Source organism: Pseudomonas sp. H1_A03, assembly GCF_054685145.1.
The window spans coordinates 1,310,490-1,337,218 of sequence record NZ_CP162829.1; the positions used below are offsets into that span (position 1 = coordinate 1,310,490).

At 60.8% G+C, this 26,729-nt stretch carries 25 protein-coding genes; 12 read left to right on the forward strand and 13 right to left on the reverse strand.

The window, feature by feature from the left end:
• Positions 1–135: 135 nt before the first annotated feature.
• Both AB4O35_RS06120 and AB4O35_RS06125 read left to right on the forward strand, forming a co-directional pair.
• Positions 136–1,068 carry a FecR family protein gene (locus AB4O35_RS06120; RefSeq protein WP_065946090.1) on the forward strand — a complete coding sequence of 311 codons (933 nt, stop codon included), beginning with the start codon at positions 136–138 and terminating at the stop codon, positions 1,066–1,068.
• 3 nt (positions 1,069–1,071) lie between these two features.
• Complete coding sequence (locus AB4O35_RS06125; RefSeq protein WP_065946091.1) at positions 1,072–3,351, forward strand: CHASE2 domain-containing protein; 2,280 nt, start codon at positions 1,072–1,074, stop codon at positions 3,349–3,351.
• A gap of 182 nt (positions 3,352–3,533) precedes the next feature.
• On the opposite strand, the gene AB4O35_RS06130 is transcribed toward AB4O35_RS06125, so the two are convergent.
• From AB4O35_RS06130 to glyQ, 4 genes are all read right to left on the reverse strand, one after another.
• Positions 3,534–4,304 carry a lysophospholipid acyltransferase family protein gene (locus AB4O35_RS06130; protein WP_049710804.1) on the reverse strand — a complete coding sequence of 257 codons (771 nt, stop codon included), beginning with the start codon at positions 4,302–4,304 and terminating at the stop codon, positions 3,534–3,536.
• Between the two features lie 81 nt (positions 4,305–4,385).
• Positions 4,386–4,922: a D-glycero-beta-D-manno-heptose 1,7-bisphosphate 7-phosphatase gene (gene gmhB, locus AB4O35_RS06135; protein WP_175403036.1), complete on the reverse strand. Its 537-nt coding sequence runs from the start codon at positions 4,920–4,922 to the stop codon at positions 4,386–4,388.
• Positions 4,923–4,924: 2 nt separating this feature from the next.
• Positions 4,925–6,979 (reverse strand): glycine--tRNA ligase subunit beta, encoded by a 2,055-nt coding sequence (gene glyS, locus AB4O35_RS06140; protein ID WP_065875584.1) that lies wholly within the window; start codon positions 6,977–6,979, stop codon positions 4,925–4,927.
• Positions 6,976–7,929 carry a glycine--tRNA ligase subunit alpha gene (gene glyQ, locus AB4O35_RS06145; RefSeq protein ID WP_003187265.1) on the reverse strand — a complete coding sequence of 318 codons (954 nt, stop codon included), beginning with the start codon at positions 7,927–7,929 and terminating at the stop codon, positions 6,976–6,978. The genes glyS and glyQ overlap by 4 nt, the downstream gene beginning before the upstream one ends.
• 81 nt (positions 7,930–8,010) lie before the next feature.
• Between glyQ and AB4O35_RS06150 the strand changes: the two genes are divergently transcribed.
• Both AB4O35_RS06150 and AB4O35_RS06155 read left to right on the forward strand, forming a co-directional pair.
• Positions 8,011–8,568 carry a DNA-3-methyladenine glycosylase I gene (locus AB4O35_RS06150; RefSeq protein WP_065875585.1) on the forward strand — a complete coding sequence of 186 codons (558 nt, stop codon included), beginning with the start codon at positions 8,011–8,013 and terminating at the stop codon, positions 8,566–8,568.
• A 40-nt stretch (positions 8,569–8,608) separates the two neighbouring features.
• A complete protein-coding gene (locus tag AB4O35_RS06155) occupies positions 8,609–9,496 on the forward strand; it encodes a lysophospholipid acyltransferase (RefSeq protein ID WP_065875586.1) in 888 nt (295 codons plus the stop codon).
• A 130-nt stretch (positions 9,497–9,626) separates the two neighbouring features.
• Here AB4O35_RS06155 and AB4O35_RS06160 read toward each other — a convergent pair whose 3' ends face one another.
• The 5 genes from AB4O35_RS06160 to def all read right to left on the reverse strand — a co-directional run bounded on the left by AB4O35_RS06160 (position 9,627) and on the right by def (position 14,310).
• A complete protein-coding gene (locus AB4O35_RS06160; RefSeq protein ID WP_065875587.1) occupies positions 9,627–9,938 on the reverse strand; it encodes a tetratricopeptide repeat protein in 312 nt (103 codons plus the stop codon).
• A 139-nt stretch (positions 9,939–10,077) separates the two neighbouring features.
• Positions 10,078–11,451, reverse strand: coding sequence for a Trk system potassium transporter TrkA (trkA, locus tag AB4O35_RS06165; RefSeq protein ID WP_065875588.1), 1,374 nt, complete (start codon positions 11,449–11,451; stop codon positions 10,078–10,080).
• 22 nt (positions 11,452–11,473) lie between these two features.
• Positions 11,474–12,784 carry a 16S rRNA (cytosine(967)-C(5))-methyltransferase RsmB gene (gene rsmB, locus AB4O35_RS06170; RefSeq protein WP_065880345.1) on the reverse strand — a complete coding sequence of 437 codons (1,311 nt, stop codon included), beginning with the start codon at positions 12,782–12,784 and terminating at the stop codon, positions 11,474–11,476.
• On the reverse strand, positions 12,781–13,734 hold the full coding sequence (gene fmt / locus AB4O35_RS06175; protein WP_065946092.1) for a methionyl-tRNA formyltransferase: 954 nt from the start codon (positions 13,732–13,734) through the stop codon (positions 12,781–12,783). The genes rsmB and fmt overlap by 4 nt, the downstream gene beginning before the upstream one ends.
• 69 nt (positions 13,735–13,803) lie before the next feature.
• The gene (gene def / locus AB4O35_RS06180; RefSeq protein ID WP_049710796.1) at positions 13,804–14,310 is read right to left on the reverse strand and encodes a peptide deformylase; all 507 of its coding nucleotides are present in this window, start codon (positions 14,308–14,310) and stop codon (positions 13,804–13,806) included.
• Positions 14,311–14,445: 135 nt separating this feature from the next.
• On the opposite strand from def, the gene AB4O35_RS06185 reads away from it, so the two are divergent.
• From AB4O35_RS06185 to AB4O35_RS06195, 3 genes are all read left to right on the forward strand, one after another.
• Positions 14,446–15,222: a peptidoglycan-binding protein gene (locus AB4O35_RS06185; protein WP_065946093.1), complete on the forward strand. Its 777-nt coding sequence runs from the start codon at positions 14,446–14,448 to the stop codon at positions 15,220–15,222.
• A gap of 63 nt (positions 15,223–15,285) precedes the next feature.
• Positions 15,286–16,380 (forward strand): DNA-processing protein DprA, encoded by a 1,095-nt coding sequence (dprA, locus tag AB4O35_RS06190; RefSeq protein WP_065946094.1) that lies wholly within the window; start codon positions 15,286–15,288, stop codon positions 16,378–16,380.
• A gap of 54 nt (positions 16,381–16,434) precedes the next feature.
• A complete protein-coding gene (locus AB4O35_RS06195; protein WP_012721468.1) occupies positions 16,435–16,992 on the forward strand; it encodes an L-threonylcarbamoyladenylate synthase type 1 TsaC in 558 nt (185 codons plus the stop codon).
• A gap of 131 nt (positions 16,993–17,123) precedes the next feature.
• Here AB4O35_RS06195 and AB4O35_RS06200 read toward each other — a convergent pair whose 3' ends face one another.
• A complete protein-coding gene (locus tag AB4O35_RS06200; RefSeq protein ID WP_460149569.1) occupies positions 17,124–18,101 on the reverse strand; it encodes a quinone oxidoreductase family protein in 978 nt (325 codons plus the stop codon).
• A 159-nt stretch (positions 18,102–18,260) separates the two neighbouring features.
• Here AB4O35_RS06200 and hemF point away from each other — a divergent pair, with 159 nt between their 5' ends.
• Positions 18,261–19,193: an oxygen-dependent coproporphyrinogen oxidase gene (gene hemF / locus AB4O35_RS06205; protein WP_065875594.1), complete on the forward strand. Its 933-nt coding sequence runs from the start codon at positions 18,261–18,263 to the stop codon at positions 19,191–19,193.
• Positions 19,193–20,017, forward strand: a complete 825-nt coding sequence (gene aroE / locus AB4O35_RS06210) for a shikimate dehydrogenase (protein WP_065891276.1) — start codon at positions 19,193–19,195, stop codon at positions 20,015–20,017. Before hemF ends, aroE begins: the two co-directional genes overlap by 1 nt.
• A gap of 124 nt (positions 20,018–20,141) precedes the next feature.
• On the opposite strand, the gene AB4O35_RS06215 is transcribed toward aroE, so the two are convergent.
• The 3 genes from AB4O35_RS06215 to betC form a co-directional block, all read right to left on the reverse strand.
• Positions 20,142–21,710, reverse strand: coding sequence for a SulP family inorganic anion transporter (locus tag AB4O35_RS06215; RefSeq protein ID WP_065875596.1), 1,569 nt, complete (start codon positions 21,708–21,710; stop codon positions 20,142–20,144).
• A 99-nt stretch (positions 21,711–21,809) separates the two neighbouring features.
• Complete coding sequence (gene choX / locus AB4O35_RS06220; RefSeq protein ID WP_065875597.1) at positions 21,810–22,724, reverse strand: choline ABC transporter substrate-binding protein; 915 nt, start codon at positions 22,722–22,724, stop codon at positions 21,810–21,812.
• Between the two features lie 18 nt (positions 22,725–22,742).
• The gene (gene betC, locus AB4O35_RS06225) at positions 22,743–24,257 is read right to left on the reverse strand and encodes a choline-sulfatase (RefSeq protein ID WP_065946095.1); all 1,515 of its coding nucleotides are present in this window, start codon (positions 24,255–24,257) and stop codon (positions 22,743–22,745) included.
• Positions 24,258–24,360: 103 nt separating this feature from the next.
• Here betC and AB4O35_RS06230 point away from each other — a divergent pair, with 103 nt between their 5' ends.
• From AB4O35_RS06230 to AB4O35_RS06240, 3 genes are all read left to right on the forward strand, one after another.
• On the forward strand, positions 24,361–25,311 hold the full coding sequence (locus tag AB4O35_RS06230; RefSeq protein ID WP_065875599.1) for a choline sulfate utilization transcriptional regulator: 951 nt from the start codon (positions 24,361–24,363) through the stop codon (positions 25,309–25,311).
• Between the two features lie 31 nt (positions 25,312–25,342).
• Positions 25,343–25,672 carry a DOPA 4,5-dioxygenase family protein gene (locus AB4O35_RS06235; protein WP_065875600.1) on the forward strand — a complete coding sequence of 110 codons (330 nt, stop codon included), beginning with the start codon at positions 25,343–25,345 and terminating at the stop codon, positions 25,670–25,672.
• Between the two features lie 96 nt (positions 25,673–25,768).
• On the forward strand, positions 25,769–26,728 hold the full coding sequence (locus AB4O35_RS06240) for a 2-dehydro-3-deoxygalactonokinase (protein ID WP_460149570.1): 960 nt from the start codon (positions 25,769–25,771) through the stop codon (positions 26,726–26,728).
• Position 26,729 lies beyond the last annotated feature (1 nt).

The following is a 26,729-nucleotide window of genomic DNA, read 5'->3' on the forward strand; positions in this document are numbered from 1 at the left end:
AACCCATTGAAAGTCTTCGATACCGATGGGGGAAAGATACCGGCTCCCGACCGTAAGGAAAAGGATCAGCCGACGCATGCGCTGTCGTAAACTCGTGTGTGCTGATGTCAGATGCCCTCTGGAATCCCAACCGTGATGAGCACCATGATCCTTTCCCCCAACTGCTTGCGCCTTGCCCTCCCCTCATTGTTGATCATGGTGTTCGGTTCTGTGGATGCTGCCGCCAAGATTCGCTCGCCTTACATTGATGACAACCAGCTGTGTCGCGCCCAGCCTTTGCCGGCAGTAGTCCTGCACCTCACGGGGGACGCCTGGAAGCTCGATCCCAAGGGCAAGGCGAGCCCTTTGCTTGAAGGCATGACCATTGATGAACAGGAAGGCGTGAAGACCTCGTCGACCGCGTTTGTCAGCCTGTTGCTCGGCGATGGTTCCCGTGTGGTGTTGCCCGCCAGCTCCCAAGTGCGATTGCACCTGGAGAAAAAGCTTTCGATTCCCCAGGTCGTGCTCGAACAGGGCCAGGCCGAGGCCTATGTGATCAAGCGCGCCAGTGACCATGACCGTTTCCAGATCGTGACGCCGGTGGGTGTGCTGGGCGTGCGAGGTACCCACTTTCGGGTGCGCAATGACGCGCAGCAATCGGTGCTCGAAGTGCTGGACGGCCAGGTAGCGGTCAAACGCGAGATGAAAAGCAAGCCAGTGGAAAACGAGGTAAAAGTGGGCGCCCGCCAAGGTCTGCTTTTCAAGACACAGGGTGAGCTGAAACCCGTGGAACTGCTCGCCGCACCGAAGCTTGTTGGGCAGGATGGCCAGAAAGGCGACGCACCCGTCTGGAGTTTGTACCTTCGGCCGTTGCCCGGCGCCCAGCGATACCGCGCCCAAGTCGCCACTGATAAAGCCTTTATGAACATCAAGCAGGAAAATTTTTCCAGCGTGCCGAAAATGAGCTTCACTGGGCTCAAAGCCTCGTTCTATCACGTGCGCCTATCGGCATACGACGAAAACGGCCTGGAGGGAGAAACCGGGGTCTATGACATTTTTTACTACCCGCCCACCACTCAGGCACATTGACCAATGATGCTCTGGCGCAAGACCGAGAAACGTCATCCTACCCATGCTCAGCGCCTGTTCCACGGCTTGGTGCGTGAGTGGTTATGGATCGGTTTGCTGCTGCTGCCCTTTACCGCTTACCTGTCATTGAGCCCAGGCCTGGCTCTGAATAATCCGTTGTACGACAGCCTGCGCCGTCTCACTCCCCTGCCGGTCGACCCGCGCATCCTGCTGGTGACCATCGATGATCCCAGCCTGAAAAAGCTTGGCCAATGGCCCTGGCCGCGAAGCCTGCACGCGGATCTGATCGACCGTCTGAGTGCCGCCCAGCCGGCGGGTATTCTGTTCGATGTGATCTTCAGCGAACCCGGCGACCCCACCCATGATAAGCGCCTGGCCGAGTCGGTCTGCAACGCCGGCAATGTTGTGTTGCCGCTGGTGCGCGAAGGTACAGCGAGCTACAGCCAACCCGGCGCGCAGATGCTGCCGTTGCTCAAATGCGCCAAGGGCGTGGGCCATATCAATGTAGAGGCGGACAGTGATGGCGTGGTCCGCAGCCTATATATGCGTGAAGGTCCACCCGATGCCACGGCGCCGCAACTGGCCTGGCTGGCCTACGAGATGAGTGGCGAGTTATCAGAGATGCCGGGTGAACCTCAGCAGTCGATCACCCAATCCTGGCATCGTGAACATGCCATCCGTATCCCGTTTATCGCGCCACAGGCGCGTTTTCCCAGTGTGTCCTATGTCAGTGTCCTGCGCGGTGAAGTACCTCCCGAGCAGCTGCGCAATCGCCTGATCCTGGTCGGGTCGACGGCTTCCGGGATGGGCGATCGGTTCGTCACGCCGCTCTCCTCCACGGTCGGCAACACGGCAGGCGTGGAGATCCAGGCCAACGTGCTCAATGGCTTGCTGCAAGGCCGCAGCATCGTTGATCTGCCGGGCTGGCTCGCGGCGCTGATGGCGACCTCTCTGGTGGCGTTGCTGCTGGGCCTGCTGCTCTACCGACCGCGCTATGCGCTCTGGATGACCCTGGGCTGCATGGCCACCTCACTGCTGGGTGCCTGGGCGTTGTTGCGCCTCGGCCATTGGTGGTCGCCCGCGGCCTGTTTGATCGGCTTGTTGCTCAGCTACCTGATCTGGAACTGGCGTCGTCTCAGCGTGATCATCGCCTACTTCGGCTGGGAACTGACCCGGCTTGATAACGAACCCAAAGTACTGCCCGAACGTCGCCGTGCGCCCGCCAGCAAAGGCGACGTGTTACAGGCGCGTATCTTTGCCCTGGAACAAGCCGTAAGCCGCACGCGCGACACACGACGCTTCATGGCCGACGGTCTGGAGTGTTTGCCGGTAGCGACGCTGATTACCGATCCCAAGGGCAATATCCTGCTGGCCAACCGCATCGCCCGCGAAGTATTCGGTAATGTCCTGGTCAATGAAAACCTGTTGGAGCAACTGGCAGACCTCGGCTACCCGCCGCTGCACAATGGCGTCCGCCCTGCCCTCTCAGCGCTGGAGCTCGTCGAGTTCCGGGACATCCACCAGCGCAGCCTGCGCATGGAGCTCGCGCCGTTGCTACCGGCCGAGGGCGATGTTGCACTGGGATGGCTGCTAAGCCTGACGGACTTGAGTAAGGAGCGCGAAGCCCAGCAACACCGCGAGACCATGTTACGGTTCCTCTCTCACGACCTGCGCGCACCACATTCGGCAATCCTCGCGCTGCTGGATGTGCATAACGGCGAGTCACCGGTCTTTGCTCAGATCGAACAACAAGTTCGACGCGCCCTGAGCCTCACCGAATCCTTCGTGCAACTGGCGAAAGCCGAGGCTGACGGTTACCAGTTCCAGCCCACGTTGTTCGCCATGTTGGTAATGGATGCCTTTGATCAAGTGGCGGTGATCGCCCACCTGAAGGGGATCCATCTGGTTCACGACCTGGATGAAGCCGATGAGGGTATGGTCTCGGCTGACCAGTCACTGCTCACTCGTGCGCTGTTTAACGTGTTGGAGAACGCCATCAAGTATTCGTCCTCCGGTACGACCGTGAGGTTGAGGCACAGCAGTGCGCAAGGCTGGTTGGAATGTCGCATCAGTGACCAAGGCCCAGGGATTGCCGAAGAGGACTTGCCGGAACTGTTCAGCCAATACCGTCGCTTCGATTCAGCCCAGGGTAGCGAGGGATTAGGGTTAGGGCTGACCATGGTCAAAGCCGTGGTGGAGCGCCACGGTGGGCACATCAGTTGCGAAAGCGTGGTGGGCAAAGGCACCACGTTCAGCCTGCAACTGCCGCTGCTGGAAGATTGAAAAAATCGACTTTACTGCTGTGCATAAAAAACCGGTCACAAGGACCGGTTTTTTTATGCTGAAAAAACTTATGCACGTTTTTCGTGATTTTATGAGCTCTGGAAATATGTAATAAAATCAGATTCTTATAAGAAGAAAAAGGCGATTTGCCAACAAACCGTGCACAGCTTATCCACAGATACTCAGATGACCGGTGTGTCGACCACAATCGGCTCCGGCGGCAGCGAACCCATCGCCCGTTGCTGCGCTTGATTCCATGCCTGGGCACGGTCATTCAGCGCGGCAATTGCCCGTGGTCCTTCACCTTCGGCGTACATCGGCTCGCCAATGACCACCGTGATAGTCCCCGCGCGTTTGGCCCAGCCAGTCTTTGGCCAGAATTTGCCGGCGTTATGCGCAATCGGCAGCACTGGCAGGTTAGCGTTGACCGCCAAAGCCGTACCCCCGCGTGAGAACTTGCCTACGGTGCCGAAGGGCACACGTGTACCTTCGGGGAAGATCAGTACCCAAACGCCATCCTTGAGCAGCTCGTCGCCTTTCTTGGCCACGTGCTTGAGCGCTGCCTTAGGGTTGTCACGGTCAATGGCGATCGGACGCAACATGGCCATGGCCCAGCCGAAGAACGGCACATACAGCAGCTCACGCTTGAGCACCTGGCTCAACGGTGAGAAGTACGCCGAAAGAAAGAACGTCTCCCAGGTGCTCTGGTGGTTCGACAGAATCACGCAAGGCTGATCCGGGACATTTTCCGCGCCTTTGATCTCGAAGCGAATGCCCAGGAACACCTTGGTCAACCACAACGCGCAACGGCACCAATAGACATTGATAAAGCGATAACGCGCTTTGAATGGCAGGAACGGTGCAATAAAAAAGCTCAGGGTGCACCAGAGAAACGAACTGGTGCCCAGCAGCAGGTAAAAGAAAAAGGTTCTGATGGCCTGCAAAATCGACATGGCGGCATTTACCGTTGCGGGACAACGCCCGCCTGTTAAAAGCGCTCTCCCGAACATCCTTGGTCAGGAAGTCGAGGGCAGCTAGTTGTTGATAAGTTCTGCGGCCACGGCCGCCAGATCGTCAAAAATCAAAGTGCCTACCGGCAGGTTTTTCGCCTGGGTCTTTTCGCCTTTTCCGGTCTTAACCAAAACTGGCTGAGAGTCGACGGCTTTGGCCGCCTCCAGGTCACCGAGGCTGTCCCCGACGAACCATATCCCAGCCAAGGGCACCTTGTAATGTTCTGCAATGGTTTTCAACATGCCGGGTTTGGGTTTGCGGCAATCGCAGCCCTCATCCGGCCCGTGGGGGCAATACACCACCAACCCTACCTCGCCACCCTGCTCGGCCACCAAGGTGCGCAGGCGCGTGTGCATGGCGTCCAGGGTTGCGATGTCGTAGTAGCCACGGGCGATGCCGGACTGGTTGGTGGCGATGGCCACCGTCCAGCCGGCTTTGCTCAACTGCGCGATGGCCTCGATCGAGCCGGGCAGTGGAACCCATTCCGCCACCGACTTGATGTAAGCGTCGGAGTCGTAATTGATCACCCCGTCCCGATCGAGAATCAGCAGTTTCACCATGGTCAGCTCAGCGTCGAAATGTCAGCGATGTTGACGAACAAGCCACGCAGACGCGCGAGCATGGCGTAGCGGTTTTTCCGCACGCCTGCATCTTCGGCATTGATCATCACGGCTTCGAAAAACGCATCCACCGGCTCACGCAAGGTCGCCAGGCGCGCCAGTGCTTCGGCGTAATTACGCTCAGCGATCAGCGGTTTCACTGCGTTTTCAGCCTTGGCGATGGCTGAGTTCAGCGAGAACTCCTTGGCATCGGCGAACAGGCCAGGGTCGACGTCAGCGTTGCCCAGGCCTTCGGCCTTGCTCAGCAGGTTCGACACACGCTTGTTCACGGCAGCCAATGCGTCGGCTTCCGGCAGTTTGCGGAAGGCCTGCACGGCTTGTACGCGCTGGTCGAAGTCCAACGCCGAACCCGGTTGCAGGGCACGCACAGACAGGTACACCGACACATCCACGCCTTCATCTTCGTAGCGCGCGCGCAGGCGGTCGAACACGAATTCCAGCACTTGCTCGGCGAGGCCGGCTTGCTTGACCTTGGCACCGAACTGGCCGACCGCGAACACCACGGCCTGGGTCAGGTCGAGGTCCAGCTTCTTGTCGATCAGGATGCGCAACACGCCCAGGGCCGCACGGCGCAAGGCATACGGGTCTTTACTGCCGGTGGGCAGCATGCCGATACCAAAGATGCCAACGAGCGTGTCGAGCTTGTCAGCGATGGCCACGGCTGCACCGGTCAGGGTGCTTGGCAACTCAGCGCCAGCACCGCGCGGCATGTACTGCTCGTTCAGCGCCAAGGCAACGTCATCCGGCTCGCCGTCGTTGAGCGCATAGTAGTAGCCGGCAACACCTTGCATCTCCGGGAACTCGCCGACCATCTCGGTGGCCAGGTCGCACTTGGACAGCATGCCCGCACGCGCCGCCCAAGCAGCATCGCCGCCAATGCGTGGCGCAATATAAGCGGCCAGCTTGGAAACCCGCACGGCCTTGTCGTAGACGCTGCCGAGTTTTTCCTGGAACACCACGTTTTGCAGGCGCAGGTTGAAGTCTTCGAGCTTCTGCTTTTTGTCTTGCTTGAAAAAGAACTCGGCGTCGGTCAGGCGCGGGCGAACGACTTTCTCGTTACCGGCGATGATCTGCTGCGGGTCCTTGCTCTCGATGTTGGCCACGGTGATAAAACGCGGCAGCAACTTACCGTCAACGTCCAGCAGGCAGAAATACTTCTGGTTGTCCTGCATGGTGGTGATCAGCGCTTCTTGCGGCACATCGAGGAAACGTTCTTCGAACGAGCACACCAGCGGCACCGGCCATTCGACCAATGCGGTCACTTCGTCGAGCAGGCCTGGCGGCACGATAGCGGTGCCTTCCTGCAGGCGGGCCAGCTCCTCGGTGCGCTTGCTGATCAACTCGCGACGCTCATTGGCGTCGGCCAGCACGTAGGCGGCACGCAGGTCGGCGGCGTAGTTGGCCGGCGAAGTGATGCGCACAGCTTGCGGGTGGTGGAAGCGATGACCACGGGAGTCACGACCTGCTGTTTGGGCGAGGATCGTGCAGTCGATGACCTGGTCACCGAGCAGCATTACCAGCCACTGGGTCGGACGTACGAACTCTTCTTTGCGTGCGCCCCAGCGCATGCGCTTCGGGATCGGCAAGTCGTTCAGCGAGTCTTCAACGATGGTGGGCAACAAGCTGGCGGTCGGTTTGCCAGTGATGACCTGGCTGAACCGCAGTTTCGGGCCGCTCTGGTCGATCTCGCTCAGCTCGACGCCACACTTCTTGGCGAAGCCAAGGGCGGCTTGAGTCGGGTTGCCTTCGGCGTCGAACGCAGCCTGGCGTGGCGGGCCGTCGATGTTGATGCTGCGGTCCGGCTGCTGGGTTTCCAGTGCGGTCAGCAGTACGGCCAGGCGACGTGGCGCGGCGTAGACCTTCTTCGCTTCGAACTTCAAGCCAGCGCTTTGCAGGCCTTTTTCGATACCGGCCAGGAACGCGTCGGCCAGTGTGTTGAGAGCCTTGGGTGGCAGCTCTTCGGTGCCCAGTTCAACCAGGAAATCTTGAGCACTCATTGTGCAGCCTCCAGCTTAGCCAACACTTCATCACGCAGGTCCGGGGTTGCCATCGGGAAGCCCAGCTTGGCGCGAGCCAGCAGGTAGGCTTGGGCGACGGAACGCGCCAGCGTGCGTACACGCAAGATGTATTGTTGACGCGCGGTCACCGAGATAGCACGGCGCGCATCCAGCAGGTTGAAGGTATGGGACGCCTTCAACACCATTTCATAGCTTGGCAACGGCAGCGGCTGGTCGAGTTCGATCAGGCGCTTGGCTTCGCTTTCATAGAAGTCGAACAGTTCGAACAGCTTGTCGACGTTGGCGTGTTCGAAGTTGTAGGTGGACTGCTCCACTTCGTTCTGGTGGAACACATCGCCGTAGGTGACCTTGCCGAACGGACCGTCAGCCCACACCAGGTCGTAGACCGAGTCCACGCCCTGCAGGTACATGGCCAGGCGCTCGAGGCCGTAGGTGATTTCGCCAGTCACCGGGTAGCACTCGATGCCGCCCGCTTGCTGGAAGTAAGTGAACTGCGTCACTTCCATGCCATTGAGCCAGACTTCCCAGCCCAGGCCCCAGGCGCCCAAGGTTGGCGATTCCCAGTTGTCTTCGACGAAACGGATGTCGTGCACCAGTGGGTCCAGGCCGACGTGTTTGAGCGAGCCCAGGTACAGTTCCTGGAAGTTGTCCGGGTTCGGCTTCAATACCACCTGGAACTGGTAGTAGTGCTGCAGACGGTTCGGGTTTTCGCCGTAGCGGCCGTCAGTCGGGCGACGACTGGGCTGCACATAAGCGGCGTTCCAGGTTTCCGGGCCGATGGCCCGCAGGAAGGTAGCGGTGTGGAAAGTGCCGGCGCCTACTTCCATATCGTAGGGCTGAAGTACCACACAACCTTGCTCGGCCCAGTATTGCTGGAGGGCGAGGATCAAGTCTTGGAAGGTACGCACGGCTGGCGTAGGCTGGCTCACGAAATTCACCTGTTACTTGGGCTGCGATTTAAAGAGCGGGAGTATACCCGATTCGGCCGCGCCACCATCCCCTGGAGCCTTATGCCACGCTGCTTTTGGTGTTCTGAAGATCCGCTGTACATGGCTTATCACGATCAGGAGTGGGGAACGCCGCTGCGCGATGCGCAGGGTTTGTTCGAGTTGCTTTTGCTCGAAGGGTTCCAGGCGGGCCTGTCCTGGATCACCGTTTTACGCAAACGCGAGCATTATCGAAAGGTCTTGTTCGGGTTTGATGCGCAACGGTTGGCGCAGTTGAGCGATGGCGAGATCGAAGCCCTGATGCAGGATCCTGGCATCGTGCGCAATCGACTCAAGCTCAACGCCACTCGACGCAACGCTGCGGCCTGGCTGGAATTGGACGACCCAGCGGGGTTGCTCTGGTCGTTTGTCGGCGGCAAACCCAAGGTCAATCATTTCAAGGACCGCAGTGAAGTCCCGGCGATCACGCCCGAGGCCGAAGCCATGAGCAAAGCCCTGAAAAAAGCCGGCTTCACCTTTGTCGGGCCAACCATTTGCTACGCGTTCATGCAGGCTTCGGGGATGGTCATGGACCACACTCAGGACTGCGACCGTTACGCGGACTTGGCCAACGCCGGTTAGAATGCCCGCTTTGCGCACCACACACGAACAGGAGTGACCTGTGGAAAAGTTTAAAGGCGCCTTGCTGGTAGGCGCTCTCCGGTTGTTTGCCCTGCTGCCTTGGCGCGCAGTCCAGGCCGTCGGCACGGCGATTGGCTGGATCATGTGGAAAACCCCTAACCGTTCCCGCGAGACGGTGCGGATCAATCTTTCCAAATGCTTCCCCGACATGGACCCCGCCGAGCGCGAAGCGTTAGTCGGCCGCAGCCTGATGGACATCGGCAAGTCCCTCACCGAAAGCGCCTGCGCCTGGATCTGGCCAGCCCAGCGCTCCATCGACCTGGTGCGCGAAGTCGAAGGCCTGGACGTGCTGCACGAAGCCTTGGCTTCGGGCAAAGGCGTGGTCGGCATCACCAGCCACCTGGGCAACTGGGAAGTGCTGAACCATTTCTATTGCAACCAGTGCAAACCCATCATTTTTTACCGGCCGCCCAAGCTCAAGGCAGTGGATGAGTTGCTGCGCAAGCAGCGGGTGCAACTGGGTAACCGGGTGGCGGCGTCGACCAAGGAAGGCATCCTCAGTGTGATCAAGGAAGTGCGTAAGGGCGGCCAGGTGGGTATTCCGGCGGACCCGGAGCCGGCGGAATCTGCGGGGATCTTCGTACCGTTCTTCGCCACCCAGGCGCTGACCAGCAAGTTTGTGCCAAATATGTTGGCGGGCCACAAAGCGGTCGGCGTGTTCCTGCATGCGCTGCGGCTGCCGGACGGTTCGGGTTACAAAGTGATCCTGGAAGCGGCGCCGGAAGATATGTACAGCACCGACACCGCCACGTCCTGCGCGGCGATGAGCAAGGTGGTGGAGCGGTATGTCGGCGCTTACCCGAGCCAGTACATGTGGAGCATGAAGCGCTTCAAGAAACGCCCGCCGGGTGAGGCGCGGTGGTACTGAGCCACCTCTGACTCAAGACCCGTGAAGATCTAATGTGAGAGCTGGCTTGCCTGCGATGGCATCACCTCGGTGTAACTGAGAGACCGAGTTGCCTGCATCGCAGGCAAGCCAGCTCCCACAGAAGATCGGCTCAAGTTTGGCGATCGAGTTTCTTCAAGAACACCGTCATCTCTTTTTCGGCCTGTTTATCACCATGGGCCTGGGCCGCTTCGATGCCCTTCTCCCACGCCAGCCGTGCCGCTGCGCGATCCTCCAATCCCATATGTGCCTTGCCCAACAGCTTCCAAGCCGCCGAATACTTAGGATCGAACTCGACGCATTTGTGCAAATGCTCCGCTGCCTTGGCGTTTTCCTTCAAGTCCAGATAACCCTTGCCCAAACCAAAGCGAAGCAGTGAGTTATCCACGCCCTTGGCGAGCATTTTTTCCAGGGATTCGAGCATTTACTGTCACCTTGAGCGAAAGAAGGCTGTTGTGGCGAGGGAGCTTGCTCCCGCTCGAGTGCGAAGCGCTCGCAAAATCTACGGGACCGCTACGCAGTCCAACGGGAGCAAGCTCCCTCGCCACAGTGGAATACCCGATTTAGAAGAAGCTCAACCCCACGTGGAACAGTTTCTCCACATCGCGGATATGTTTCTTATCCACCAGGAACAGGATCACATGGTCCCCGGTTTCGATCACCGTATCGTCGTGGGCAATGATCACCTCTTCGTCACGAATAATCGCGCCGATGGTCGTCCCCGGCGGCAAGCCGATATCGCGGATGGCCTTGCCGATCACCTTGCTCGACTTCGAGTCACCGTGGGCAATGGCCTCGATGGCTTCCGCCGCGCCACGGCGCAGGGAGTGCACGCTGACGATGTCGCCCCGGCGCACGTGGGCGAGCAAGGTGCCGATGGTGGCCAGCTGCGGGCTGATGGCGATGTCGATATCGCCGCCCTGGATCAGGTCGACATAGGCCGGGTTGTTGATGATGGTCATCACCTTCTTCGCGCCCAGCCGCTTGGCCAGCAAGGAGGACATGATGTTGGCTTCGTCATCGTTGGTCAGGGCCAGGAAGATATCCGCGTCGGCAATGTTCTCCTCCATCAGCAGGTCGCGGTCCGAGGCGCTGCCTTGGAGTACGACGGTGCTGTCGAGGGTGTCGGACAAATGCCGGCAGCGTGCCGGGCTCATCTCGATAATCTTCACCTGATAGCGGCTTTCGATGGCCTCGGCCAATCGCTCGCCGATCTGCCCGCCGCCCGCGATGACGATGCGCTTGTAGGTCTCATCGAGTCGGCGCATTTCGCTCATGACGGCACGAATATTCGCCTTGGCGGCGATGAAGAAGACTTCGTCGTCGGCTTCGATCACCGTATCGCCCTGCGGCAGGATCGGCCGATCCCGCCGGAAAATCGCCGCGACGCGGGTTTCCACGTTGGGCATGTGCTCACGCAACTGGCGCAGTTGCTGGCCGACCAGTGGGCCGCCGTAATAGGCCTTCACCGCGACCAGTTGCGCCTTGCCGCCAGCAAAGTCGATTACCTGCAAGGCGCCCGGAATTTCGATCAAGCGCTTGATGTAGTGGGTGACCACCTGTTCCGGGCTGATCAATACGTCCACTGGAATCGCGTCGTTGTCGAACAAACCGGCGCGGGTCAGGTAGGCCGCTTCGCGCACACGGGCAATTTTGGTCGGGGTGTGGAACAGGGTGTGAGCGACCTGGCAGGCGACCATGTTGGTTTCGTCGCTGTTGGTCACAGCCACCAGCATATCCGCGTCATCGGCACCGGCCTGGCGCAGCACCGTCGGGAACGACGCGCGGCCTTGTACGGTGCGGATGTCGAGGCGGTCGCCGAGGTTGCGCAGGCGCTCGGCGTCGGTGTCGACCACGGTGATGTCGTTGGCTTCGCTGGCCAAATGTTCAGCCAGCGTGCCGCCGACCTGCCCTGCTCCAAGGATGATGATTTTCATCCGGTCACTCCCTTAAAACCATTCAGCCGCGCGCGGCGGCAATCTTGATCAGTTTGGCGTAGTAGAAGCCATCGTGTCCGCCTTCTTGCGCCAGCAGTTGGCGACCGTGGGGCTGCTTGATGCCGGCGGTTGTGGCGAGATCCAGCTCCCGAGCACCACTGGTGCGGGCGAGGAAGGCTTCGATCACCTCGGTATTTTCAGTCGGCAAGGTGGAGCACGTGGCGTAGAGCAGGATGCCGCCGACTTCCAGGGTCGGCCACAGCGCGTCGAGCAGCTCGCCTTGCAGCACGGCCAGGGCGGCAATGTCGTCGGGTTGGCGGGTGAGCTTGATGTCTGGGTGGCGGCGGATCACACCGGTGGCGGAGCACGGTGCATCGAGCAGAATGCGCTGGAACGGTTTGCCGTCCCACCAGGTGGCGGTGTGACGGCCATCGGCGGCGATCAGCTCGGCGCTGAGGCCCAGGCGTGCAAGGTTTTCCCGCACGCGCACCAGGCGCTTGGCTTCGAGGTCGACAGCGACGACACCGGCGAGGTCTGTTTCGACTTCCAGAATGTGACAGGTCTTACCGCCAGGTGCGCAGCAGGCGTCGAGCACGCGTTGGCCGGGCGCCAAGTCGAGCAGGTCGGCAGCCAATTGTGCGGCTTCATCCTGCACGCTGATCCAGCCTTCTGCAAAGCCCGGCAGGCTGCGCACATCGGCGGCCGCTTCGAGCACGATGCCGTCGACGCTGTACACGCACGGCGTAGCGTTGATGCCAGCGTCGGTGAGCAATTGCAGGTAGGCGTCGCGGCTGTGATGACGGCGATTGACCCGCAGGATCATCGGCGGGTGCGCATTGTTGGCTGCGCAAATGGCTTCCCATTGCTCAGGCCAGAACGCCTTCAACGATTTTTGCAGCCAGCGCGGATGGGCGGTGCGCACCACCGGGTCATGTTCCAGTTCGGCCAGCAGCGCTTCACTCTCGCGCTGGGCGCGGCGCAGCACGGCGTTGAGCAAGGCCTTGGCCCAGGGCTTTTTCAGCTTGTCGGCGCAACCGACCGTCTCGCCGATGGCGGCGTGAGCGGGTACGCGGGTGTAGAGCAACTGATAGAGGCCCACCAGCAGCAGCGCCTCGACGTCGGCATCCGCAGCTTTGAACGGCTTTTGCAGCAACTTGGCGGCCAGTGCCGACAAGCGTGGCTGCCAACGAGCAGTGCCAAAGGCCAGGTCCTGGGTGAAGCCGCGATCACGGTCTTCAACCTTATCCATCTGCGTGGGCAGCGAACTGTTCAGCGATGCCTTGCCGTTGAGCACGGCGGCAAGGGCCTTGGCGGCGGCCAGACGCGGGTTCATTGGGCGACCACCCCGAGAACAGTGCCCAGGGCAAACTTCTCACGACGGCTGTTGAACAAATCGCTGAAATTAAGCGCCTTGCCACCGGGCAATTGCAGACGGGTCAGGCACAGCGCCTGTTCGCCACAAGCGACCAACAGGCCGTCCTTGCTGGCGCCGATGATTTCACCCGGCGCGCCTGTGCCCTCGGCCAGGGTCGCGGCCAGTACTTTCAAGGCTTCGCCGTTGAGGGTGCTGTGGCAGATCGGCCACGGGTTGAAGGCGCGTACCAGGCGTTCCAGCTCCACGGCCGGGCGCCTCCAGTCGATGCGCGCTTCGTCTTTGTTCAGCTTGTGGGCGTAGGTGGCCAGGCTGTCGTCCTGCACGTCGCCTTCCAGGGTGCCGGCAGCCAGGCCGGCGATGGCCTGGATTACGGCGGGCGGGCCCAGCTCGGCAAGGCGATCGTGCAGGCTGCCGCCGGTGTCTTGGGCGGTGATCGGGGTGGTGACTTTCAGCAGCATCGGGCCGGTGTCCAGACCCGCCTCCATGCGCATTACGGTTACGCCGCTTTCGCTGTCACCCGCCTCCACCGCGCGCTGGATCGGCGCCGCGCCGCGCCAGCGCGGCAGCAGCGACGCATGGCTGTTGATGCAACCCAGGCGCGGAATATCCAGCACCACTTGCGGCAGGATCAAGCCGTAGGCCACCACCACCAGCAGGTCCGGCTTCAGGGACGCCAGCTCGGCCTGAGCCTCGGTGTTACGCAGGGTTGGCGGCTGCAGCACGGAAATGTTGTGTTCCAGCGCCAGTTGCTTGACCGGGCTCGGCATCAGTTTTTGCCCACGACCGGCCGGGCGATCCGGCTGGGTGTACACCGCGACGATGTCATAAGGGCTGGCAAGCAGTGCCTTCAGGTGTTCGGCCGCGAATTCAGGAGTGCCGGCAAAAACAATGCGCAGTGGCTCGGTCATGGGTGGTCTCGGTTAAAAGCAGTCACAAAAGAAAAAGGCTTGCCGCAGCAAGCCTTTGGAAGGAGGGCATCAAGCTTGCTGGCGATGCTTTTTTTCCAGCTTCTTCTTGATCCGGTCGCGCTTGAGCGTCGACAGGTAATCGACAAACAGCTTGCCGTTGAGGTGGTCGCACTCGTGCTGGATGCACACCGCCAGCAGGCCTTCGGCGATCAGCTCGAACGGCTTGCCGTCGCGGTCCAGGGCCTTGATCTTCACGCGCAGCGGTCGCTCGACGTTCTCATAGAACTCCGGCACCGACAGGCAGCCTTCCTGGTATTCGCCCATCTCTTCGGTCAGCGGTTCGAACTCGGGGTTGATGTACACCCGCGGCTCGCTGCGGTCTTCCGACAGGTCCATGACCACGACACGCAAATGCACGTTGACCTGGGTAGCGGCGAGGCCGATGCCCGGGGCTTCATACATTGTTTCAAACATGTCATCGACCAACTGACGAACCTTGTCGTCCACTACGGCCACCGGCTTGGCGACAGTGCGCAGGCGCGAGTCGGGGAATTCGAGGATGTTCAAAATAGCCATAAGCGTAATTGCTGCACATGTGAGGTAGAGGCAAATCGGCGTTGGGATGGACCCAGACCGCCGGTGTGAAACACCCAAAAGCCGCGAAGGCTCTGGCATTTCACGCGAACGCACATAATAAAGGAGATTCACCCCATGAGGAAATCGCTACTCGTCTTGCTGTTGTGGCCCCCGTTCGCCATGGCCCTGGTGCCGCCGCCTGTGCAGCGGCTGGATCAGCCGACGCAACAGGCTATCCAGCGCTTTTTACTGCATAACCGCATTCTTGATTCGCCTCGAGACCTGGACAACGCGCCGTACATCGTTGCCGCCCATGCTGGCCGAGTGCTGGGTGCCAATGGCGAGCGGGTATATGCCAGGGGCGACTTGGAGCCTTCCCAGCCGAATTACGGAATATTCCGACGAGGCAAGGTTTACACCGACCCGGTGACTAAAGAGCTGTTGGGCGTTAACGCTGACGACATTGGTACTGCGCGATTTGTCGTGGCGGGCGACCTTACTACCCTGACCGTACAGCGCGTCACGCAGGAGGTGCGCCCCGGAGACCGCTTGCTGCGTGCACAACCGCCTATCGATCCGACAACGCTTGCGACCGCGCCCACCGTGCCCTTTGTTGAAGGACACATCATCGATATCCCCAAGGGTGTTACGCACATCGGCGTGCTCGACGCGGTGACCCTCAACAAAGGCCGACGCGATGGTCTGGTCGAAGGCCAACTGCTCAGCGTGATCAAGACCGGCGCCACCGTCCGCGACAGCCTCACTGGCGCGCCGACGCAACTCCCTGATGAACGCGCCGGCACCCTGCTGGTGTTTCGCACCTACGAAAAGCTCAGTTACGGCCTGGTGCTCAGTGCTTCACGGCCGCTGGCGGTAATGGACCGTTTCAAGACTGCCCATCAAACACAATAAATAGCCTGCTAAATAAGTTACCAACAGAGTTATCCACAGCTTGTTCCGGTCAAGGACGATCACATGCATCCCATAAACAACCGCGAAGTATCCCCGTCAGAACTGGAAGCCCGACTACGCTTGCACAGGCTGCCGGAACTGGGTCCGAAGCGTTTTCGCTTACTGATCGAAGCGTTCGGCTCGGCGTCAAAGGCCATCAGCGCGCCTGCGAGTGCCTGGCGTTCGCTGGGGTTGCCAGCCATCAGCGCCGATGCCCGGCGCAGTCATGAGATCCGCGACGGCGCCAGTGCGGCATTGGCCTGGCTGGCGTGCCCGACCCAGCATTTGCTGATGTGGGACCAACCGGAGTACCCCGCTCTGCTCGCCGAGATTGACGATGCGCCGCCGCTTTTATTCGTCGCCGGTGACCCTTCAATCCTGGAAAGACCGCAACTGGCGATGGTCGGAAGTCGTCGCGCTTCTCGTCCTGGTATGGACACCGCCGCTGCGTTTTCGCGCAGTCTGGCGAGCGCCGGTTTTGTCATCACCAGTGGCCTTGCATTAGGCATCGACGGCGCAGCCCATCAAGCGGCATTGGATGTGGGCGGTCAGACAATCGGCGTACTCGGCACTGGGCTCGAAAATTTTTATCCACAACGCCACAGACGGCTCGCGGAGGCGATGATTGACCAAGGCAGCGCCGTGGTTTCCGAGTTTCCACTGGACGCACCGCCCCAGGCCAGCAACTTCCCCAGGCGTAACCGGATCATCAGTGGTTTGTCCCTGGGCGTACTGGTGGTGGAAGCCAGCATGGCCAGTGGTTCGCTGATCACCGCGAAGCTGGCCGCCGAACAGGGGCGTGAGGTGTATGCGATCCCGGGCTCCATCCATCATCCCGGCGCCAAGGGCTGTCATCAGTTGATCCGCGACGGCGCTGTGCTGGTGGAGACCATCGAGCACATCCTTGAAGGTTTGCGTGGCTGGCAAGCGCTGTCGCGCCCGGCGCCGATGCCTGTCATCCATCCGCTGGTGGCGCTGTTGCACGCAGCACCCCAGACCAGTGAGGCCTTGGTGATTGCCAGCGGGCGCCCGTTGTCCCAGGTGCTGGCGACGCTGACCGAGTTGGAGCTGGAAGGTCAGGTTATCTGTGAAAATGGGCGCTGGCTTGCGCGCTGCTAGGTTTTGTAAAGAAGATCGGTAAACTGCGCAGAGCTTTAGTCTGGAGAGTAAACAATGGTCAACCGGTGGCGTGTGCTGGAAACCGCACGAGAAATTCGCGCAGGCGCGGTGATTGCCTATCCGACCGAAGCGGTCTGGGGCTTGGGCTGCGACCCGTGGAATGAAGAAGCAGTGGACCGTTTGCTCGCCATCAAGAACCGCTCGGTGGACAAGGGCCTGATCCTGGTGGCGGACAATATCCGCCAGTTCGACTTTCTGTTCGAAGACTTCCCGCAGGATTGGATCGATCGCATGGCCAGCACCTGGCCTGGCCCGAACACCTGGCTGGTGCCTCACCAGGGGTTGCTGCCGGAATGGGTAACAGGTGTGCACGACACCGTGGCGGTGCGGGTCACTGATCATCCGCTGGTGCGGGATTTGTGCTCGTTGGTGGGGCCGTTGATTTCCACCTCGGCCAACCCTCAGGGGCGCCCGGCTGCGCGCACACGGATTCGCGTGGAGCAGTATTTCCGTGGGCAGGTGGATCTGGTGTTGGGTGGTGCGTTGGGTGGGCGCAAGAACCCGAGCCTGATTCGGGATTTGGTGACGGGTGAGGTGGTGCGGCCTTCCTGAGACCGAGTCATGGCCATCGCGGGCAAGCCCGGCTCCCACAGTTGATCGGTGTCCTTCATGACAACGCGGTCAAATGTGGGAGCCGGGCTTGCCCGCGATGAGGCCCTTACAGACTCCAGATATCCATAGCCTTATGGCAGGAGAATGGTCGACCCAGTAGTCCGCCGCCCCGACAACGCCGTCTGCGCCTTCGCCGCATCCGCCAGCGCATACCGCTGGTTGATATCAATACGCACCTTGCCGCTCTTGATCATCGAGAACAGGTCATCAGCCATCGCCTGCAAGTTCTGCGGGTTATTGGCATAGGTCGCCAAGGTAGGCCGGGTGACATACAGCGAGCCCTTGGCCGACAGAATCCCCAGGTTCACCCCATCCACCGCGCCTGACGCGTTGCCGAAGCTCACCACCAGCCCGCGCGGCGCCACGCTGTCCAGCGAGGTCAGCCAAGTGTCCTTGCCGACGCCGTCGTACACCACCGGCACTTTTTTGCCGTCGGTCAATTCCAGCACACGCTGTGCGACGTTTTCCTTGCTGTAGTCGATGGTTTCCCAGGCGCCGAGGGATTTGGCCAGTTCGGCCTTTTCCGGCGAACTGACGGTACCGATCAACTTCACGCCCAGGGCGTTGGCCCATTGGCAGGCCAGCGAGCCCACGCCACCGGCAGCGGCGTGGAACAGGATGGTTTCACCGGCTTTCACTTCATAGGTCTGGCGCAGCAGGTACTGTACGGTCAGGCCCTTGAGCATGGCGCCGGCCGCTTGTTCAAAGCTGATCTCGTCCGGCAGGTGCACCAGGTGGGCGGCGGGCAGCACGTGCAATTGGCTGTAGGCACCCAACGGACCACTGCCGTAGGCCACACGGTCGCCGACCTTGAATTGGGTGACTTCGCTGCCGACCGCGTCGACCACGCCGGCGCCTTCTGCGCCCAAGCCCGATGGCAGGGCTGGCGGCGCGTACAGACCACTGCGGAAATAGGTGTCGATGAAGTTCAGGCCGATCGCCTCGTTACGCACGCGAACCTGCTGCGGGCCAGGCTCCGCTGGCGTGTAGTCGACATACTCAAGCACTTCGGGGCCGCCATGGGCACTGAACTGGATACGTTTTGCCATCTGCCTTCTCCTTGGTTCGAACTCGCGTAGCCGCCTATCGAACTCCTAAGCTTGATCTTCGTCAACTGCGACGCAATGGGGTGCGGTGTTATCCTGTGCGCCCATTTGCCGCCGACGCCCAATGGCTTCGCGTAGCTTTGCCCGATTCAAGGTGATGCCATGACTACCCGCACCGAGGCCGTAAAAGCCTACCTGCTTGACCTGCAAGACCGCATTTGCAGCGCCCTGGAAACCTTCGAGACGGACACTCGTTTTATCGAAGACGCCTGGACCCGGCCTGCGGGCGGCGGCGGTCGCACCCGTGTGATCGCAAACGGTTCGGTGATTGAAAAAGGCGGCGTTAACTTTTCCCACGTATTTGGCAGCGGTCTCCCACCGTCCGCGAGCGCGCATCGCCCAGAGTTGGCCGGTCGCGGCTTTGAGGCCCTGGGCGTGTCGCTGGTGATCCACCCGCATAATCCCCATGTGCCGACCTCTCATGCCAACGTGCGCTTTTTCATCGCCGAAAAAGAAGGCGAAGAGCCGGTGTGGTGGTTTGGCGGCGGCTTCGACCTCACGCCCTACTACGGTAACGAAGAAGACTGCATCCACTGGCACCGCGTGGCCGAGCAGGCCTGTGCGCCATTCGGCGCGGACGTGTATTCGCGCTATAAGGCTTGGTGCGACAGTTATTTTCATATCAAGCACCGCAACGAACCGCGTGGCATTGGCGGCCTGTTCTTCGATGACTTGAACGAGTGGGACTTCGACACCTGCTTCGCCTTCATCCGCGCCATCGGCGACGCTTTTATCGACGCCTACCTGCCGATCGTGCAACGGCGCAAGGCCATCGCGTACACCGAGCAACAGCGCGAATTCCAGGAATTCCGTCGCGGCCGCTACGTTGAATTCAACCTGGTCTACGACCGTGGCACCCTGTTCGGCCTGCAATCGGGCGGGCGCACTGAGTCGATCCTGATGTCGCTGCCGCCGCAAGTGCGCTGGAGCTATGACTGGAAGGCTGAGGCTGGCAGCGAAGAAGCGCGCCTTACCGATTACTTCCTGCAAGACCGCGATTGGCTGGGCATCGCTGCGCCCAAGGCGGCGGTCTGATGGATCGTTATGTGGTATTTGGCAACCCCATCGGCCACAGCAAGTCGCCGCTGATCCACCGCATGTTCGCCGAGCAGACGGGCGAGCAACTGGACTACAGCACCTTGCTTGCGCCGCTTGCGGATTTCACCGGCTGCGCCCGTGAGTTTTTCCTACAAGGCCGTGGCGCCAATGTGACTGTGCCGTTCAAGGAAGACGCCTACCGCCTGGCCAACACCCTCACCGAGCGCGCCCAACGCGCTGGCGCGGTGAACACGTTGAGTAAACTCGCCGAGGGCACCTTGCTCGGCGACAACACCGACGGTGCTGGCCTGGTGCGCGACCTCAAGGTCAACGCCGGGTTGACGTTGCAAGGCAAACGCATCCTGCTGCTGGGCGCCGGTGGGGCGGTGCGCGGCGCGCTGGAGCCGTTACTGGCCGAGCAGCCGGCTTCGCTGATCATCGCCAACCGCACGGTGGAAAAGGCGGAGTTGCTTGCCGAGTTGTTTGCCGATCTGGGCCCGGTGTCTGCCAGTGGGTTCGACTGGCTGCGTGAGCCGGTGGACGTGATCATCAACGCTACGTCGGCCAGCCTGTCAGGCGATGTACCGCCGATTGCTGGCAGCCTGATCGAGCCGGGTAAGACCTTTTGCTACGACATGATGTATGCCAAGGAACCTACCCCGTTCTGCCGCTGGGCGACTGAACAAGGCGCAGCCGTGGCAATGGATGGGTTGGGCATGTTGGTGGAGCAAGCGGCCGAAGCTTTCTACCTGTGGCGCGGTGTGCGCCCGGAGTCGGCGCCGGTGTTGGCTGAGCTGCGCCGGCAGTTGGCTGCCAACTGATTTCACGCCCATGAAGATCTAATGTGGGAGCTGGCTGGCCTGCGATGGCGGTCCAGCAGATACAGATGTAATGGCTGATCCACCGCTATCGCAGGCAAGCCAGCTCCCACAGTTTTAACTGCGTTCAGTCTTCGAAATGGAGGGGGCAGTTTGCCGGTCCTTCGAGCTTCTTCAGTTCTTCCACCACCTGCGGCCTGGCCCGGCGCAATGTCAAACTTCGCCCCAACCCCTTCAACCTCCGCGCTTCCTGGTGCAGCATCTCCACCCCCGAATAATCGATAAAGTTGATCTGCTGCGCCTCAATCACCACCCGCTCGCCCTGCAAACTTTGCAGGCGTACCTGCAGATAATGGCTGGCGCCAAAAAAGATCGAGCCGCCCACCCGCAGCACATCTTCATCCCCGTCTCGCCATTGCTGAACCCGAGGTTGCGACGTGCGTTTGAGATAGAAAAACAGCGACGCCAATACCCCGGCGTAAATCGCCGTTTGCAGCTCCAGCAACAAGGTCGCCACGCACGTCAGACTCATCACCACAAACTCAGCGCGACTGACGCGGAACAACGCGCGAATGCCGCGATGGTCCACCAAACCCCAGCAAATCAGCAGGATGCTCGCGGCCATGCTCGGGATTGGAATGTGCGCGATCAGCGCCGCACCCAACAACGCGAACAACGCCACCCACAGCGCCGAAAACACGCCGGCCAACGGCGAGCAGGCGCCCGCCTCATAGCTGAGGCCCGAGCGGGTAAAGGAGCCGGCCGACAGATAGCCGGAGAAAAATCCGCCAACGATATTGGATAAACCCTGCGCACGGACTTCCTGGTTGGCATCAAGCAATTGCTGTGAACGCGCCGACAGCGAGCGGGCAATCGACAGGCTGGTCACCAGCCCCAACATGCCCACCGCCACGGCGCTGGGCAGCAGGCGCAGGATCATGTCCAGGTCCATCGGCAACGGGCTGAACGGTGGCAGTTTGCCGATAAACGAACTGACCCGTGCCACATGTCCGAACAGGGCTGGCCACAGCCACGCCGCCAGGCTGCCGAGTGCCAGGGCGATCAACAGCGTCGGCCAGCGGGGCACCAGGTATTTGAGCAGTGCGCCGACCAACAAAGTGCCCAGGCCAAGGGTGAGAGAGGCGTGGTCCCATTCTCCACCGTGATCCACAAGCGCCAGTAAACTCTTGATTGCCGTGGCCTGGCTCGGCAAATCCAGGCCCAGCAGGTTGGGCAACTGCCCCAGTGCGATCACGACCGCAGCACCCAGGGTGAAACCCAGCACCACCGAATGGGAGACGAAATTCACCAAAGTGCCAAAGCGCAGCATGCCGAGTAACCACTGAAACACCCCGGCAAGGAATGTCAGCAGCAGGATCAGCGTGATGTAGTCCTGTGACCCCGGCACGGCCAACGGACTGACGCTGGCGTAGAGCACAATGGAGATCGCCGCCGTGGGGCCGCAGATCAGGTGCCAGGATGAGCCCCAGAGGCAGGCGATCAATACTGGGATGATCGCGGCATACAGGCCGTACTCGGGTGGGAGACCCGCGATCAGCGCGTAGGCAATCGACTGCGGCAGCGCGAGCACGGCGCCGCTGAGACCGACGATTGCATCGCGTCCGACGCTGGCGCGGGTTTGGCGCGGGAGCCAGGCGAGGAAGGGGAAAAGTGTGTGGCGGTTGGGCCGGGGCATCGAAGGCTCGGGTAGAAAAGGTTTGGCTCAGGGTATCAGTACACACCGGATCTTGTGGAAGCTGGCAAGCCAGCTTCCACAAGGGATTGGTGTTGGGCTTTAGAGTTTGGCTTTTACCGCCGCCAACGCATCCTTGCCATCCAGGGTTTTTACGCCGTCCAGCCATTTATCCAGCACCGCCGGATTCGCCCTGATCCACGCTTTCGCCGCATCCGCATTGCTGACCTTGTTGTTGGCCACCTCAGCCATGATGCTGTTCTCCATCTCCTGGGTAAAACTCAGGTTGGTCAGCAATTTGCCTACGTTCGGACAGGCCTGTGCGTAACCCTTGCGGGTCAGGGTGTACACGCTGCCAGTGTCGCCAAAGTATTTCTCGCCTCCTTTGAGGTAGTGCATTTTCAATTGCACGTTCATCGGGTGTGGCGTCCAGCCAAGGAAGGTGACGAATTTCTGCTTCTTAACGGCCCGCGAGACTTCGGCAAGCATCGCCTGTTCGCTGGACTCCACCAGCTTCCACTGGCCGAGATCGAAGTCGTTCTTCTTGATGATCTCCTGCAGCGAGATATTCGCCGGCGCACCGGAGCCGATGCCATAGATTTTCTTGTCGAACTTGTCCGCAAACGTGTTCAGGTCGGCAAAGTCATGCACCCCGGCGTCCCATACGTAGTCGGGCACGGCGAGGGTGAACTCGGTGCCGTCGAGGTTTTTCGCCAGTTGCACCACATCGCCATTGGCCACGAATTTGTCGTAAAAGCCCTGCTGCGCCGGCATCCAATTGCCCAGGAACACATCCACCTGGCCGTCCTTGAGCCCACCAAAAGTGATTGGCACCGCGAGGGTGTCGACCTTGGCCTTATAGCCCATGCCCGTCAGCAAAAAACCGGTGATGGCATTGGTGGCGGCGATATCGCTCCAGCCCGGATCAGCCATCTTCACGGTCTCGCAACTGGCGTCCGCGTACACATTGGCGCTACTCAACACCAACATACCCAGCACTACAGTCAACTTTTGCATGGCCTTCCCTCAGTCTATTTATTGGTTTTGGCAGGGTTGTGGATAACGTGCCTTGCGCTCCAGGTCGTCGAGGTCGATGTGGTTGCGCATGTACTGCTGACTGGCGTCTACCCATGGCTGGTGATCCCAGCTCTTCAGCTTGCCTTGGGTCAGTGCTTCAAACACCAGGCGGCGGCGGCGTTGGCTGGCGAGCACCTGTTGGTGGATCGTCGGGATGTCCCATTTGGCCCGCGCCTCACTCAAAAACGCCTCGAACAGTGGCCGGTGTTCCAGTGACTGGCTGAGGTTCTCCCGCTCGTGCGGGTCGTTGTGTACATCGAACAGTAGACAAGGGTCGTCTTCGCTGTAGATGAATTTGTAGGCACCCCGGCGAATCATCATCAGCGGGCTGATAGTGCCTTCGGCCATGTATTCGCCAAACACTTCGTCGTGCCCGCCCTGCCCTTGCAAGTGCGGGACCAGCGAGCGGCCGTCCAGCGGCAGGCGCGGGTCAAGCTCGCCGCCGGCCAGTTCCACCAGGGTTGGCAGCAGGTCGGCGGTTGAGACGGCTTGGGTTACGCGGCCCGGCGCGAATTGCCCCGGCGCACTGACCAGCAGCGGCACGCGGGCGGCCATTTCAAACCAGTGCATTTTGTACCAGAGGCCGCGCTCGCCAAGCATGTCGCCGTGGTCGCCGGAGAAGATGATGATCGTGTCATCAGCCAGGCCGGTGTCTTCCAGCGTTTGCAGGAGCTTGCCGACATTGTTGTCGATGTAGCTGCACGCACCGAAGTAGGCACGGCGGGCATCACGGATCTTATCCAGAGGCAGCGGCTTGTCCCACAGGTCGTAGACCTTGAGCAGGCGCTGGGAGTGCGGGTCGAGATCACCTTGCGCGGGTGTTGCAGGCAACGGGATGTCGGCGTCGTCGTACAGGTCCCAGAATGGCTTGGGAATCGTGTACGGATCGTGTGGGTGAGTCATCGACACGGTCAAGCAGAACGGCTGGTCGCCGTCCTCGCGGATGTGATCGAACAGGTATTGCTGCGCCTTGAACACCACTTCTTCGTCGAAATCCAGCTGGTTGGTGCGCACGCACGGGCCGGCTTGCAGCACCGAGGACATGTTGTGATACCAAGTGGGTCGTACGTCCGGCTCGTCCCAGTTCACCGCCCAACCGTAGTCGGCGGGGTAAATATCGCTGGTCAGGCGTTCTTCATAACCGTGCAGTTGGTCTGGCCCGCAAAAGTGCATCTTGCCCGACAACGCGGTGCGGTAGCCGAGGCGACGCAGGTAGTGGGCATAGGTCGGTACATCGGCGGGGAAATCGGCGGCGTTGTCGTAGGCGCCGATCTTGCTCGGCAACTGGCCACTGACCAGGGTGAAACGCGACGGTGCGCACAGCGGGCTGTTGCAGTACGCCGCGTCGAACACCACGCCCTGCGCAGCGAGGCGGCTTAGATTAGGCAGCTTGATAGGCGAAGAACCGTAGAACGGAAGCAACGGCGCGGCCATTTGATCGGCCATGATAAAAAGAATGTTCTTGCGCTTCATGGGTTCTCGGCATTCCATAGGCGGTGTTTATGCGAATGAGCATGCAGCCCATGGAAATTGGGGTAAAGCCCATGAAAAGCAATGTCTAGGATAAGCACAGCTTATGTATGAAGCCCTCGGTGACGTGTCCCTCGATTTGCTGCGCGCCTTCGAAGCCGCAGCGCGCCACCGCAGCTTTACCGCCGCCGCGATGGAGCTGGGCACCACCCAACCGGCCATCAGCCAGCAGATCAAGCGCCTGGAAGAGCAACTGGCGATCCGTTTGTTTGATCGGATCTACCGGGGTATCGAACTGACCGACGCCGGTGCCCTGTTGTTCGAGCATGTGCAGGGCGGTTTGCAGGCCATCAACGCGGGCCTCAGTGCGATCACCGAGCAGGATCAGCACGAAGTGCTGCAAGTGGCCACCGACTTCGCATTCGCCGCCTATTGGCTGATGCCGCGTTTGCATCGCTTTCACGCAGCCAACCCCCAGGTGGATGTGAGCCTGGTGACCAGCGAACGCAACCACGCCACCCTGCGCAGCGATATCGATGTGGCGGTGCTGTTTGGCGACGGGCGTTTCAAGCAGGGCGACAGCCTGTGGTTGTTCAACGAGGAAGTGTTCCCGGTGTGCAGCCCGCAGTGGCTGAAGGACCAGGCCACACCGCTGACTGTACAAAATTTGCACGATTTCCCCTTGCTGCACCTGCGCCAGGAAAATAACAGCCAGTGGTTCGACTGGAGCGGCGTGTTTCGCGAACTGGGCATCGCCACGGCGCCCACGCCCGGCCAACTGCGCTTCGACAACTACACGCTGCTGATCCAGGCCGCGATTGCCGGCCAGGGTCTGGCCATCGGTTGGCGCCATCTGGTGGATAACCTGTTGGAGCAGAACTGGCTGTGCCGACCGCTCAGCGACACCGTCATCTCGCGTTTCGGCTATTACGTGGTGCAGCCCCAACGCAAACGCCGGGGGCAGCTGGTGGAGCGGTTTGTCGACTGGCTGGTGGCCGAGCAGGCCAGCAGCGCGCAGTCGCTGACCGGGCTGGCCCTGCCGTCCATTGCGGTCTAGGATTTGGCGCACATTGGATCCGGAGTCGGTCATGCAACGTATCAAGGGCTATCACGCCCATATCTACTTTGACGCCAGCACCATTGAGCAGGCGCGCACCTTGTGCGAAGACGCCGCCAAGCTTTTCCCGCTGCGCATGGGCCGTGTGCACGAACGGCCCGTGGGCCCGCACCCGGACTGGAGCTGCCAGCTCGCGTTCGACGCCGAATACATTGGCGTGGTGTTGCCGTGGCTGGTCATCCATCGCAATGGGCTGGTGGTGTTCCTGCACCCGGATACCGGCGATGACCTGAAAGATCACACCGACTATGCCATCTGGATGGGGGCCATGCGGGAACTGAACTTGTCAGCTTTTTCTTAAATGCCATCCCTAAATATGGGATTGATATTTATATATTGAGACTTCCTCGCGCGTAGGTTTATATTCGCTGCATCCGCTCAGAACTCAGGTGAAGCGATGCAGGCGCAATTGATCGCGCTCGATTGGGGAACCAGTTCCCTTCGTGCTTATAAACTCGGCCCCGCAGGCGTAGTGCTGGAACAGCGCTCGCTGGCGTGGGGCATCATGCATTTGCGCAGCGAGCCCCGCGACATCGCCGGCGTGCGCTGCAGCGATGGGTTTGAGTTGGCGTTCGACGCGGCCTGCGGGGATTGGCTTGAGGCGCAACCCGACCTCCCGGTGATCGCCTGCGGTATGGTCGGCAGCGCCCAGGGTTGGAGCGAAGCGGCTTATCGCAATACGCCCGTCGACGTCGCCCGCTTGGGCCAGGCGCTGCATAAGGTGCGCAGCCTGCGCGGGGTTGATGTGCATATCGTGCCCGGTGTGATCGAGCAAAACGGTTTGCCCAACGTGATGCGCGGCGAAGAAACCCAAGTATTGGGCGTGCTGCAAGGGTTGGGCGCCGATGTATTGATCGGCCTGCCCGGCAGCCATTCCAAGTGGGTCGAGGTGGTCGATGGCTGCATCACTCACTTCGACACCTTCATGACCGGTGAGCTGTTTGCAGTACTGAGCAAGCACAGCATCCTCGGCCGTACCCAGCAACCGTCTGAAATATTCCAAGTCGAAGCGTTTGACCGAGGCGTGCAAGTGGCGCTCTCCAAAGACGGCCAGCGCGGCGTGCTGTCCACCTTGTTCAGCGCGCGCACCCTTGGGCTCACCGCCGAACTCGCCCCCGACGAACAGCCCGATTACCTCTCGGGTTTGCTCATCGGCCATGAACTCGCCGGCTTGCCCGGCAAGGCCAAACACACGCCGATCATTCTGGTCGGTGCCGCGCCACTCTGCGCCCGCTATCAACGCGCCCTCGCCCTCTGCGGCTTCGCCCACGTCAGCCTGGCGCAGGAAGCCAGCGAACGCGGCCTGTGGCAACTGGCAGTGGCGGCTGGGCTCACTCAACCTGTATCGGAGGCCTGAC